Raw genomic sequence first — 12,753 nt, forward strand, 5'->3', positions numbered from 1 at the left:
GTGGCCATCACCGCAAGCTCCAACCTCACCGTCACCACTATTTCCCTGACAATGGCTGAGCTCGGCCCATTGAACCCCCTGCCGGTGGTGGCAGCCGAACTGGACCAGCCCTACACCGTGGGCGAGGGCGTGCCGGAGGAACTCCAAACCTCGGCCCGCTACGGAGTGGTGCCCAACGTTTACCCGTACCTCATGCAGGACGGCTACAGCCGCGACGCGGCACCCAAGGAACTGCCCGCCGTCGTGCTTGAAAACAGCAAACTCAAGGTGACCGTCGTCCCTTCATTGGGTGGCCGCATCTGGGAGTTGTTCGACAAAGCCACAGGCAAGCAGCTCCTGCACACCCACGATGCCCCGCAACTGGCCAACATTGCGCTGCGCAAGGCGTGGTTTGCGGGTGGGCTGGAATGGAATATCGGTACCCGCGGTCATTCGCCCACCAGTTGCGATCCGCTGCACACCGCGATTGTCCACACTCCGGACGGCAAACACATCCTGCGCCTGTGGGAGTACGAGCGGCTGCGGGAAGTGGTGTTCCAGGTGGACATCTGGTTGCCTGCGGACTCGGACGTCCTCTTCGCCGCCGTCAGGCTGCGGAACCCGAACGATCACGATGTCCCCATGTATTGGTGGAGCAACGCAGCCATCCCGGAAACGGATGGCACTCGGGTCATCGCTCCGGCGGACGAGGCTTTCGGCAGTGACTACGCCACCGACATCACCCGGGTCCGGCCCACTGACCACGAAGGGTATGACGGCACATGGCTGGTCAACAGCCCGCACGCGGCGGACTTTTTCTTCGACATCGATCCTTCCGAGCGGCGCTGGGTTGTGGCAGCGGACGACGACGGCGACGGGCTGGCGATGCTGTCCACCGGCCTCCTGAGGGGAAAGAAGCTCTTCGTGTGGGGCCAAGGACAAGGCGGCAAACGCTGGCAGGAATGGTTGAGCCCGGGGGGCAGGACCGTACGCCGAGATCCAGGCGGGTCTGGCGCAGACGCAGTTTGAGCACCTGGTGATGCCGGCCGGCGCCGAGTGGGCATGGGTTGAAGCGTACGGGAACGGGCACCTTGAGCCGCAGACCTCGCACGGTGCCGATTGGGATGCTGCTGTGGCCCACGCCAGCGAACGGTTGGAACAACTCCTGCCCCATGAGGAACTTGAGGCAATGCTTCCCGCGGCCATCAGCAATGCCGACATCCCGCCGTCGAAAATGCTGCTGCACGGAAGCGGTTGGGGCGTTGTGGAGCGTGCCCGGCGCGACAGGGCAGGCATGGCCTGGATTGATGAAAGCGGGACACCTTTCGGGGAGGAGAGCGTCACGGCCGAGCAGGAACCGTGGTTTGGGCTGCTGCATGGAAAAGCGTTCGACGGCGCCCCCAGTTTCGTTGCGGGGGCGGATTGGGAAGACTTGCTGGCAGGGCAGGACAGTCCGGAGGCACAGCTTCATTTGGCCACCATGAAGCATGCACGACAGGACCTGGGTGGGGCGAAGGCGCTGTATCGCAAGGTACTGGCGGCCCGCGATGTGACGCTCGGTACCAAGGCGCTCGCGCACCGTGGTTTGGGCTTGGCACTGCTTGCAGAGGGACAGGAAATGCAGGGTCTGGCTGAGCTTCGGAACGGCGTAAAGCTTGACCCTTCAAACCTAGCTTTGCTCACCGAAGCCGTAACGCTCAGCAACCGCCACGGTGACCCGGCCATGGCGCTGGAACTTGCGGAAACGGCACCCAAGGAGGCCGCCGCCGTCGGACGTTTGAGATTCCTGAGGGCGCTTGCGCTTGCGCGGACGGGAAACCCCGGAGAGGCGGCCGCCATCCTTCGCGCGGGCGTTGAGATTCCGGACCTCCGCGAGGGGGAGGACGCCATCGCCGCACTGTGGGAAGAGGTTTGTCCGGGCGAGCCTGTTCCGTTCAGCTATCAGTTCGGGATGCACTAAAGAACTTTTCTGGTGGCGCCCGGGTGTGGCCTCCCGCACATCTCCGGCAATCTCTGAAAGCGTGTTCTTGACCATTTTTTCAGGACACAGAGGAGCACCGAATTGATCCCCGAAATAGCTGGACTCCCGCCCTTGGAGTGGACGTCGTCCGCTGGTCACGCCAGCTATGACGAGACCGAGGGGACGCTGACGCTCACAGCCGCGCCCGGGGTTGACTGGACCAACGACTCCCTCGGGGGAGAACCGCAGCACGGCGCCACAGCGCTGGGGTTCAGGGCTCCGGCGGCGTTCTCGTTGTCGGCCAGGGTTATGGTGGCCTCACCACGGACAACCTTCGACGCCGGTGTGCTGACCCTGTGGGCGGACAGTGAGCACTGGGCCAAGCTCTGCTTCGAGTATTCTCCGCAAGGGGAAGCCATGGTGGTCAGCGTGGTGACCAACAGCTATTCCGACGATTCCAACGGGCCTGTGGTGACCGCTCCGTGGGTTTACTTGCGCGTCAGCAGAGTAGGTCCAGCGTGGGCTTTCCACTCGTCACCGGATGGCCGGGAGTGGTCCTTTGTCCGGCTGTTCAGGTTGGATACGGAGAAACCTGTGCACGTCGGGTTCATGTCGCAAGCCCCACTGGGGGAGAGCTGCGAGGCGCGTTTTGACACCATCGAATTGACGGAAGAACCTCCGGCGGACCTCCGCGACGGAAGCTAGCGGCGCGCCGACGCAGGCCACGCGGGTGGAACGGTAAGCCTGTGGATATCCAGATGCTTGGATAAGCCAAACAAGGTAAGTTGGCATGGTGATTCCCTCCGTAAAAACTGCCATTGACCGTGCCCCCGGAGTCTCCAAGGAGATCGAGGACGCAGCCTGGTATGTGCTCGGTCCGGCGCTTCACGGGAGACCTTCCGCGCTGGACGGCCGGACGTTGACGTGGACCGCGGATGCTGCGGGCGAGCTTCTCGAAAGGCTCGAACGCGGGGTTGAGGACTCAAAAGCCCCCATGATGACCAACCTGCGGCAGAACCTGGAAGGTGCGTCCCGGGAGGCCAAACTGCTGGCCGTGGAACTGCTGTTCCTGCAATCCCTGCCGCTCGCGCACGAGGTCAAGTCCCTCAGGGTGAAGAGGGCACGCGTCGCCGAAGCGGCGTCATGGGTTGAGCCGCCCATCGAGCTGCCGGAAGAACTTTACGAGGGGATGACGGACCACGGTGTTATCCGCGACCGTACTGCCGAGTTCAACTGGACCATTTGGGATCACTTGAAGTGGCTGTGCCGTTTCGTGGCCCACGTGGACAGCCAAAGTACGGCCACCATCAACCAAGCCCTTGCTGACCCATTGAAGTTCCACGAACTAGCCGCAGCGACGCCCGAGGATCAGCCCGCCCTTCGCCGCAGCATCGAGTACCTGGTGTGGCCGAGCTACTTTGAGCCCGTGGTGGCCGATGTTGAACGCCAGGAGATCCGGGACGCCTTCGCTTCACTCGTCGGCGGTGCCAAAGGTGACACGGACGAGGACATCACTGCGGACATTCACCGCATTCGCCTCCACTTGGACGAGCAGGCCGGGCAGCGCATCGACTGGTATTCCCGCCAACTGGTGAGTCAGTGGCGCAAGGTGGGAGATCCGGGCCGTCGGTCCTGGCTCCTGCGCACCCATCATGACAACGGTGACCTCTTGGCCAGCTGGGTTGCCGAGGAAAAGGCCACTCTGGACGTGGAGCACCTGCGTACCCTCACGGCGGGCGTGACGGCTGGCGTGGTCCAGCATGCCGTGGACGAGGACTACAAGCACTTGGGCTACGTGGAACGAGAAGACACCAAGACGGCTGTTTTCGCCTTCCTGACAGTCATGAAGCCGGGCGACCTCACGCTGTACCAGCATGCCGGCCGAGTGCGCGTTGGTGTGGTTCTTGGTGAACCTGAACACCACGAGGACAACCGCCGTATCCGCCGCAAGGTCCGCTGGTTCGAGGACAGCTACGCCATCCCCGAGCTTCCACGTCATGCCCAGCGGCAGCTGTCCACGCCGGGCATCATCGTGGACGTCACCAGGGTGATCCAAGCCCTGCAGGAACTACTCCCTGTGGAGGCCGAAACCGATGGTGAGGACGAAGCTCCGCCCACCACCGTCGTCGAGGTTGTCCAGCAAGGTTTCCGGCCCCTGACAGAAGAGTTCGCGGCGTCCCTGCACATGGACCTCGAACCGCTCAAGGAGATCGCGGAACTGCTTGAAGAGAACCGCCAACTGGTCCTTTACGGTCCTCCGGGAACCGGTAAGACCTACCTGGCCAAGCACCTCGCCGCCGAGCTGGCCGGTGACCACACCGACGAACGCGTGAAGCTGGTGCAGTTCCACCCCTCGTATGCCTACGAGGACTTCTTCGAGGGCTACCGGCCGGACAAAACCGACGATGGCCAGGTGTCCTTCAAACTGGTCGCCGGGCCGTTGAGGCGACTGGCGGAGGAAGCTGCCAAGGCTGAGAATGCGCACAAACCGTACTTCCTGATCATCGATGAAATGAACCGCGCCAACCTGGCCAAAGTCTTCGGTGAGCTCTACTTCCTCCTGGAGTACCGGGACGATCGCATTTACCTGCAGTACAGCCCCAACGAGCCCTTCAGCCTGCCGGACAACCTCTACATCATCGGCACCATGAACACTGCGGACCGCTCCATTGCCATGATGGATGCCGCCATCCGCCGTCGTTTCGCGTTTATCGAGCTGCACCCCAAGGAGGAGCCGATTCGCGGCACCCTGCGTCGCTTCCTCGAAGCCCGCGGGCTGGAGACCCTCAACGCGGACCTGCTGGACGCGCTCAATGACGCGATCGACGATTGGGACCGGGACCTGATGATCGGGCCGTCATACTTCATGAAGAATGCCGCGCAGAACCCCACGGGACTCCGTCGTATCTGGAAGTACGAGCTCATGCCGTTGCTGGAGGAGCACTACCACGGGCAGCTGAACCGGGCGCAGCTGGAGGAACGCTTCGGCCTGGACCAGTTGCTGGGACGTCTTGCAGCCCGCTAAAGCCATCCCGCCCAGGCCGGGCCGGGTGCCTGCTTCTGCCGGCAGGGCGCCTGCCTCTGCCGGGCGGGTCATTTCCGGGCCGCGGCATATCGTCATGGACGAGCTCTCCCGTGGTGTGGTGGACAAACTCGATCCCAGTTCGGCTGCGTTCATCAACACCAGCGGCCTGGCCAAGGCGTCGCCCATGGGCATGGGCCTTTACAGGATTGAGCCCGTTGGCAAGGTGGGTTCAGTCCGGACCGCCTCAGTGCAGCTGGAAGTCCGTCCCAAGGATCGGCTTGGCCTCAGCCGGCTTCTTTTCCTGCTCAGTTACGCCGGGGACCAAGGCTTCCGCGACCATTCCGTGGAGGCCGTGGAGCACCCGGATTTGTGGAGCGCGCTGGCCGAATCGCTCGCTCAGCTGGCAGATAAAGCCCTGAGCCGTGGCGTACTGCAGGGCTATCTGACCGTGGAAGAATCCCTGCGCACCGTCAAGGGCCGCATCCGTATCTCAGACCAGATTTCCCGACGCCCTGGAATGATGGTGCCGCTGGAGGTCTCCTACGACGAATTCACGGAGGACATCGCGGAGAACCGCATCCTCCGTGCGGCCTTGGAGCGCATGGGAAAGGTTCCCGGGGTGCGGCCGGATGTCTTGAGCCGCTTGCGGCAACTTAAGGGAAAGCTCGACGCCGTTACCCGGCTTCAGTCCGGAGCGCCGCTGCCGCCGTGGCGCGCCAGCAGGATGAACCTCAGGTATCACGCCGTGCTGCGTCTGTCCGAGGTAATTCTTCGGAACGCTTCCGCCGAGGCGGGCGAGGGCAAGCAGCAAACCGCGTCATTCGTGGTGGACATGGGCCAGGTGTTTGAAGAATTCGTGGGTACTGCCCTGAGGTCCGCCATGAGCGCGCACCCGGGGGAGATGCGCCTCCAGTACGGTGCCTTGCTCAATGAAGCCGTCAGGGACACCGATCGCCTGACGGTACGTCCCGACGCCGTCCACTTCCTGGGCGGCCGCCCTGTGGTGGTCTACGACTCCAAATACCAAGCAGCCTCCGACGCCGGTGCCTCCCTGAGCGCAGACCACTACCAGTTGCTGGCGTACTGCACTGCCCTCAGGGTCCCCACCGCTTGGCTCGTCTACGCGGGGGCGGGGGAAATGAAGCTCCGCCGCATTCTCAACACGGACATCGACATCGTGGAGTACCCACTGGACCTGTCCCTGCCGCCGTCGGAAATCCTGGCCGCCGTAGCTGACCTGGCCGAGCAATCGTGGGGCGAAGTAGTACGCCAAGCTGTGGCGGGCCGGTCGGCGTCGGACTAGCCTGATAAGTAAATCTTCACGGATGGAGGCATCATGGCCCGCAAGAAATCGTGGCGCGATATGACCAAAGGCCAACGGATCATGCTGTTGGTCAGTGGAGCGCTGAATCTGGCCCTGCTAGGTGCTGCGCAGCGAAGCATCGGCAAGACCCCGGACGATCAGATCCGCGGCAAGAAGGCCATCTGGCGGGCGGTCTCCTTCATCAACTTCTTTGGGCCCGTCAGCTACTTCCTCTTCGGCCGCCGTCGGGATGCAGAGCATGCAGGGAAGGGCGTAGCGGCAGTAAAACACTGACGGTCAGGACGGCATCTTCACCGTAAAAGTGGTGCCCTGGCCGGGGACACTCTCCAGTGTGATGGTCCCGCCGTGGGCTTCAACAATGGCTTTGCTGATGGGCAACCCCAGTCCGACACCGGGGATGGCACTCTTGCGTACCCTGCCGGCGCGGAAGAATTTGGTGAAAGCCTCGGCCTGCTCCTGTTCGTTCATACCCATCCCGGTGTCAGTGACCCGGCAGAAAACAAAGTCCTGCTCCTCCCAGGCAGCTACTTCCACATCCCCGCCGTCGGGGGAGTACTTGATTGCGTTGGACACCAGATTGTCCAGCACCTGCGCAATCCGTGATGAGTCAACATGGGCTTCCAGCGCATCCGGGAGGTCCATCGACAGTCGGATTCCGGCCTTGGCCGCGCGTGGTTCTGCTGAGGTGACGCTGCCACGCACCAACTCCACCACGTCCACTGAGTGCGGCTGTATGACGATCTGGCCTGAGCGCACGGCCAGCAGGTCCGAGACGAGCGTCAATAGCCGCTCTGCATTGCGCCTGACAATGTCGAGTTGTTTGCGGGCTCGGGCATCGAGGGTGTCCGGCTCATCCAGGATGAGCTCGACGTAACCAAGGATGGACGTCAACGGGGTACGGAATTCGTGGGAGACATTAGCAACGAAGTCGTCCTTGGCGGCCAGCGCGTTCACCAGGTCCGTGACGTCGCTGAACACCACCACGGAACCGGCGAATTTCCCTGCGTCGTCCACCATGGGGCGTGCACTCGCGGTGAAGGCTCGTTGTTCCTTTCCGGAGCCCAACCACACCAACTGGTCCGTGAACCTTTCACCCAAGACAGCACGACGCACCGGTCGCCGGTCCGCAGCCAGCGGCGTTGTCCTGTCCGTGTCGAAGATCAGCAACTGGGATTCGTTGGGGTCGTCGTTGTCCGGGGGAGTTGCCAGGGCATGAGTTTGGCGTTGGCGGCGGTTCATGAGGATGTCGTGCCCATCGCCATCCACAGCTACCACGCCAAGAGGCAGCGCTTCCATGACGGTGTTGAGGAGCCGTTCCTGTTTGGTACTGACGCTCAGTGCTTCCTTGAGTGCCTCGTCCTTCTCTTCCAGGGCGCGCTGCTGGCGCACCATGCTCAGCGTCAGGACACTGACGGAAACTCCGATGCCCAGCATGAGGATAGGGAACAGGAGCGGCTTGGTGAAGTCCTGTTCACTGAAGGTTCCGCGCACGAACAGGGGCACCCAGACAATCCCCAACGGTCCCAGGAAGGACATGACAATGGCGAGCTTCGGGTACAACCCTGAAGCGCACAGCCAGATGACCGGGAGTACCACCAGGACACTGAGGCCGGTGATGGATTCCATCGCGCCTTCCCTGGCGAAGCCGATGGAGACCATGTCCAGGATGGGGATGGTGAGGAAGCTGGCGAAAGGGAGCCGGTGCCACGGCACAATCATGCACAGCGCCAGCAGGAGTGCTTGGCTCAGCAGGAAAATGAGGAACAGCGGATTCTCAAGTGTGGCGGGGAAATACAGCCAAACCAGTATGGCTGAAATACAGACACACACAGACAACGGCAGTTGGCTAAGGACAACGCGCATACGCAGGGTATGTTCATGGAAAGAGCGCCTGAAAACCAACAATTTCTTCTTGTCACCAATATCCCAAGTTGAAGGGTGGGTCATGGCATATCCACCAGAGATGCGGAAGAAAGTCGGTTCATGAGATCAGCCTAACCATAATGGATATACTTCTGAGGTTATCGAAGGGGCTGAGGGGCAGCGATGAGTGAAGCACGTGTGGGGCTGGTCATTGAAGATGACCAGGATATCCGCGAATTGGTACGCGTAGTTCTATCCCAGGCGGGATTTGATGTACATGTCGCGTCCACGGGATCCGCAGGTGTGACATCGGCCCGCGAGCTGAATCCGGACGTTATTACGTTGGATCTCGGCCTCCCCGATATTGATGGTTTTGAAGTAGCTCGCCAGATCCGGAAATCCTCGGACGCCTACATCATTATGTTGACGGCACGCGCCGAAGAACTGGACACCCTCATGGGTTTGGAAGCCGGCGGCGACGACTACCTCACCAAGCCTTTCCGTCCCCGGGAACTGCGCGCCCGTGTTGAAGCGATGATGCGACGCCCCCGCGCGTCGTCGGAATCCAAGAGCGTGCCGGAAGAAACGGATCCCGAAGTGAGCCACAACGGGCTGGCAGTTTCTGCCGGTTCCCGCACCGCGGTCCTGAACGGCAAAGAGCTCAAGCTGACCCGCACGGAGTTCGACCTCCTGCTTGCATTGCTGGAGACCGGACGGATAGTGCGGACCAAGGCAGACCTCGCGCGTCGCCTACGCAACGAACCATACGACGTCGGCAGTTACGTCAGCGACGCAGATGAGCGTGCCGTTGAGGTACATATGGGAAATCTGCGCAAGAAGCTCGGCGATAGCATCCAGGCACCACGCTGGCTTGAGACGGTGCGCGGGGTTGGTTACCGGCTGGCTCCCTCAAGCAACAACTAAACAAGCCCAACTGGGTCGCAGTTAAGCGCGTTATGAGCCCTCATAACGCGCACTACTGCGACCTACTTGGGTTAGCCGACGCGCAGAGGCTGGGCCGCGATCACTGGGTGATCGCGGCCCTGATTGCCCAACCCGCCCGCACCTTGCGGCGAGCCCAGTTCCTCGAAAAACTCAACGTTGGCCCTGACGTAATCGGCCCATTCGTCCGGGACATCGTCCGCGAAGTAGATAGCTTCAACGGGACACACGGGATCGCACGCGCCGCAGTCCACACATTCGGACGGGTGGATATAGAGCGAGCGATCGCCCTCGTAGATACAATCCACCGGGCACTCGTCAATGCAGGCCTTGTCTTTCACATCCACGCAAGGCTGGGCGATCACGTAGCTCATGGCCCGCTACACGCCCGTGTAAACGGTTTTGCCCCACGTGTAGAAGTCCAGGGCGGACCTGCCTTGCTCGCGGAAGGTGTTGGTGGATGAATCCTTCACGCCACCGAAGGGAACGTTGAGGTCCAAGCCTGCGGTGGGGCGGTTTACCTTGATCACGCCCGCCTGCGCCCGGGCAGCGAAGTCCGTAGCGAGGGCCAACGAGTCCGTGCAGATGCCGGCGGTCAGGCCGTAGCGGGAGTCGTTGATGGCATTCAATCCGGCTTCGTAATCGGCCACTTCAAGAACCGTGACCACCGGCCCAAAGATCTCCTCTGTTACCGCTGCGTCGTCCATTGGTAGGTCCGTGAGGATCGCGGCAGGGAAGAATAGTGGACCGTTCGGGTCGCCGTCGTAGCTGCCGTGAAGGAGGGTGGCACCGCGTTCGACGGCGGAGCGCACCGCGGCTTGGTCCTGCCCGAATTGTTGCCTGCTCACCACAGCGCCCATTCGCGTGCCGCTTCCCAAGCCATCACCAGTGGTGTACGCAGCGGCCTCCTCGATCAAGGCCTCTGTGAACGCAGCGCGGATCCCCGGTGTCACGTAAACGCGTGAGGTTGCGGTGCAGGCCTGTCCGGTCAGGCCAAACGCACCAGCAGCTACTACCTGAGCGGCTTTGCGGGCATCTGCGTCGTCCAGCACCAGGACGCCGTTTTTGCCGCCCATTTCCAGCTGGACCCGGGCTCGGCGGGCGTTCAGGATCTCCTGCAGCCCGAGGCCCACATTGGTGGAGCCTGTGAACGACATGCCAGCGATGCGCGGATCCCTGGCCAGCGCATCTCCTACTACACGGCCTTTGCCATGCACCACGTTGAATACGCCTGCGGGCAGTCCCGCGTCCTGCAGGGCACGGGCCAGGTGGTTTGCGGACAATGGTGTGAGTTCAGCGGGCTTGATGACAACGGTGTTGCCGCTAATCAGCGCCGGGGCGGTCTTCCATGCCGGGATGGCGATGGGGAAGTTCCACGGAGTGATGAGCCCAATGACGCCCAGCGGTTCGCGGCGGGTGGTGATGGTGGTGTCCGGCAGGCCGCTGGGCAGTACCTCACCGGTGGCTGCCCAACCGAGAGAGCCGAAGAAACGAAGGACGTCCGAGGCACGTTTCACTTCGCCCTTGGCTTCGGCGAGTGTCTTGCCTTCTTCGCGGACCAAGTCCTCGGCGATGGCGGCCTGCCGCTCGATCAGCAGGTTCCCGGCAGCGATGAGAATGGCGCCCCGCGACGGTGCGGGCATTCCGGCCCATGAAGACTGGGCTGCTGCGGCTGCTGTGATGGCCGTATCAACGTCCTCGGCTGTGCCGCTGGGGGAGAGGGCTGCGAGTTCCCCCGGCCTGGCCGGGTTCATCCGCTGGGTGTCGGCTTCGCCCAGCCACTGGCCGTTAATGAGGTGTTGTGCGGTGCTTGTTTCGGCGTCGTTGGTGATGGTGGTTTCCAGGGCTGTGGACGTCATGGCGTTTCCTTTGAAAGTAGTGGCGTTTAGAGGCTGCGGATCAGGCCGCCGTCGCACCTGAGCGCGACTCCGGTGATGTACGACGCCGGCGCGCTGCACAGGAAGGCGGCAGCCGCACCGAACTCGGCGGGTTCCCCATAGCGGCGGGCGGGGATGGTCTTGCGCGACTCGAGCTGAATGTCTTCCAGCGTGGTGCCGCGTCGTTTGGCGGCGGCTTGGTCAAGCTGCGTCACGCGGTCCGTGGCGATCCTGCCGGGCAGCAGCAAGTTCACGGTCACCTCGTCCAGGGCGACTTCAGCTGCGAGTGTCTTGAGGTACCCGGCAAGTGCGGCGCGTCCGGTGTTGGATACTGCGAGATTGGGTAAGGGTGCCGACACTCCGCTGGACCCGATGGCCAGGATGCGGCCCCAACGCCGTTCCCGCATGCCGGGAAGGATGTGCTTGACCAGGGCGTGGTGCGGCTTGACCAGCAGATCGAACGCCGCAGCGATATCGTCGGTACTTAGCGTCGCAGCGGCCCCCGGCTTGGGACCCGGCCCGTTGAGTACCAGAATGTCGATTGGTCCGAGGTCGGCGACGGTTTGTTGGACGGCGGATTCGATGCCCTCCGGGGTGGTGAGGTCGGCCTCTATGGCCAACGCGTCAAAACCTGTAGAGCCCAGTGAGCCTATTCCGTACGCAGCGTGCAGTTCTTCGACGATCTCCTTGGCCCGGTCCCTGCGGCGGCCAATGATCGCCACCCGTACACCCTCTGCGGCCAGAGCCCGGGCAACGGCCAAGCCCAGCCCACCGGTGGATGCAGCAATCAAGGCGGTCTTGCCGGCGATTCCGAGGTCCATTAGAAGCTCCCTACAGTTGTTTTCGCGGCTTCCAGCGCCGCAGCAGCTTCGCGAAGGTGTGTTGCCATGCCGGTCCGCAGGCTTTCGGGGAACGCCGCGGCCGGCGAACGGACCCCGGAAGCCTTGATGAGGCCGCGCTCTCGCAGGCACTCCTTGCGGATGGCTAACGCCACCTTGGCCTGCTGTTCGAAATTGATGAGCGGCAGGTATGGCAGCAGCTCGCGATGGGCAGCCTCGTAACCGTCCTGGTGCCATGCCCGGACACAGGCAATGAGGGCTTCGGGGTACGAGAAACCGGTCATGGCACCCGCCGCGCCGGCCATGAGTTCGTCCAGCAGTCCCTGCCCGCCCAGACCGCCAAAAACAGAAACGTCGACGGCGGGACTCAGCTCCGCGATCGCCACGCTAGTGGGCGGCGCTTCGGCCTTGACGGCAATGACGTAGTCGCAAGCCGAGACCACGGAGACCAGTGCCTTGGTGGGGATGCTGACGCCGCTGGCCAGAGGATAGTCCTGCAGGACTACTTTTGCTCCCGTAGCGCGGTGGATGGCGTCCAAGTGGGCGATCACAGTTTGGGGCGTGGCGGAGTTGGCCTGCACCATTACGGCCGCAAGCCGGGGTCCGGCCACGTCCTGGGCAGCGAGCACTTCCTGAATAGCGGGGCGGGTGGCCAAGGCGGTCACTCCCACAACGAGCGGAAGCGACGTGCATTCCACCACGGTTTCCAGTACCTGACTGCGTTCCTCGACGGTCAGTGCTGCGGCTTCCCCAAAGACGCCAAGGACGGTGAGCCCGGTAGCACCAATGGACTCGTAGTGCTCCACAAGCTCGGCCAAGCTATCCGTGTCCACGTCCAGCGTGCTGCCCTGGAACGGTGTGGCAACAACGCCCCACACACCTGCTGGCAAGGATTCACGCGCAACTGTTGGCTGCATCGGTATCTCCTTCTGTTCGTTTGAGTT

Annotated in this window: 12 protein-coding genes; 7 read left to right on the plus strand and 5 right to left on the minus strand. The window is 62.7% G+C overall.

All coding sequences use genetic code 11. The annotated features are described in order from the left end of the window. The 6 genes from ACNAOT_RS05670 to ACNAOT_RS05695 all read left to right on the plus strand — a co-directional run bounded on the left by ACNAOT_RS05670 (nucleotide 1) and on the right by ACNAOT_RS05695 (nucleotide 6,561). On the plus strand, nucleotides 1-1,008 hold the full coding sequence (locus ACNAOT_RS05670) for a DUF5107 domain-containing protein (RefSeq protein ID WP_420180341.1): 1,008 nt from the start codon (nucleotides 1-3) through the stop codon (nucleotides 1,006-1,008). Between the two features lie 10 nt (nucleotides 1,009-1,018). Beyond that, a complete protein-coding gene (locus ACNAOT_RS05675; RefSeq protein ID WP_420180342.1) occupies nucleotides 1,019-1,939 on the plus strand; it encodes a tetratricopeptide repeat protein in 921 nt (306 codons plus the stop codon). A 102-nt stretch (nucleotides 1,940-2,041) separates the two neighbouring features. After that, complete coding sequence (locus ACNAOT_RS05680) at nucleotides 2,042-2,644, plus strand: DUF1349 domain-containing protein (RefSeq protein WP_420180343.1); 603 nt, start codon at nucleotides 2,042-2,044, stop codon at nucleotides 2,642-2,644. An 85-nt stretch (nucleotides 2,645-2,729) separates the two neighbouring features. After that, nucleotides 2,730-4,964, plus strand: a complete 2,235-nt coding sequence (locus tag ACNAOT_RS05685) for an McrB family protein (RefSeq protein ID WP_420180344.1) — start codon at nucleotides 2,730-2,732, stop codon at nucleotides 4,962-4,964. Nucleotides 4,965-5,058: 94 nt separating this feature from the next. Next, complete coding sequence (locus tag ACNAOT_RS05690) at nucleotides 5,059-6,267, plus strand: 5-methylcytosine restriction system specificity protein McrC (protein WP_420181127.1); 1,209 nt, start codon at nucleotides 5,059-5,061, stop codon at nucleotides 6,265-6,267. 33 nt (nucleotides 6,268-6,300) lie between these two features. Next, nucleotides 6,301-6,561 (plus strand): PLD nuclease N-terminal domain-containing protein, encoded by a 261-nt coding sequence (locus tag ACNAOT_RS05695; RefSeq protein WP_420180345.1) that lies wholly within the window; start codon nucleotides 6,301-6,303, stop codon nucleotides 6,559-6,561. Nucleotides 6,562-6,564: 3 nt separating this feature from the next. On the opposite strand, the gene ACNAOT_RS05700 is transcribed toward ACNAOT_RS05695, so the two are convergent. Then, nucleotides 6,565-8,235, minus strand: coding sequence for a sensor histidine kinase (locus ACNAOT_RS05700; RefSeq protein ID WP_420180346.1), 1,671 nt, complete (start codon nucleotides 8,233-8,235; stop codon nucleotides 6,565-6,567). Between the two features lie 99 nt (nucleotides 8,236-8,334). Between ACNAOT_RS05700 and ACNAOT_RS05705 the strand changes: the two genes are divergently transcribed. After that, nucleotides 8,335-9,075: a response regulator transcription factor gene (locus ACNAOT_RS05705; protein WP_420180347.1), complete on the plus strand. Its 741-nt coding sequence runs from the start codon at nucleotides 8,335-8,337 to the stop codon at nucleotides 9,073-9,075. Between the two features lie 71 nt (nucleotides 9,076-9,146). Here ACNAOT_RS05705 and fdxA read toward each other — a convergent pair whose 3' ends face one another. From fdxA to ACNAOT_RS05725, 4 genes are read right to left on the minus strand one after another with little or no spacing between them, the layout of a single operon-like run. Further along, nucleotides 9,147-9,467 (minus strand): ferredoxin, encoded by a 321-nt coding sequence (gene fdxA, locus ACNAOT_RS05710; RefSeq protein ID WP_420180348.1) that lies wholly within the window; start codon nucleotides 9,465-9,467, stop codon nucleotides 9,147-9,149. Between the two features lie 6 nt (nucleotides 9,468-9,473). Continuing rightward, nucleotides 9,474-10,952, minus strand: a complete 1,479-nt coding sequence (locus tag ACNAOT_RS05715) for an aldehyde dehydrogenase family protein (protein WP_420180349.1) — start codon at nucleotides 10,950-10,952, stop codon at nucleotides 9,474-9,476. A 26-nt stretch (nucleotides 10,953-10,978) separates the two neighbouring features. Next, on the minus strand, nucleotides 10,979-11,791 hold the full coding sequence (locus tag ACNAOT_RS05720; protein ID WP_420180350.1) for an SDR family oxidoreductase: 813 nt from the start codon (nucleotides 11,789-11,791) through the stop codon (nucleotides 10,979-10,981). Next, a complete protein-coding gene (locus ACNAOT_RS05725; protein ID WP_420180351.1) occupies nucleotides 11,791-12,726 on the minus strand; it encodes a dihydrodipicolinate synthase family protein in 936 nt (311 codons plus the stop codon). The genes ACNAOT_RS05720 and ACNAOT_RS05725 overlap by 1 nt, the downstream gene beginning before the upstream one ends. Nucleotides 12,727-12,753: the final 27 nt, after the last annotated feature.

The sequence above is a fragment of the Paenarthrobacter sp. TA1.8 genome, assembly GCF_048595705.1.
GTDB classification, from domain to species: domain Bacteria; phylum Actinomycetota; class Actinomycetes; order Actinomycetales; family Micrococcaceae; genus Arthrobacter; species Arthrobacter nitroguajacolicus.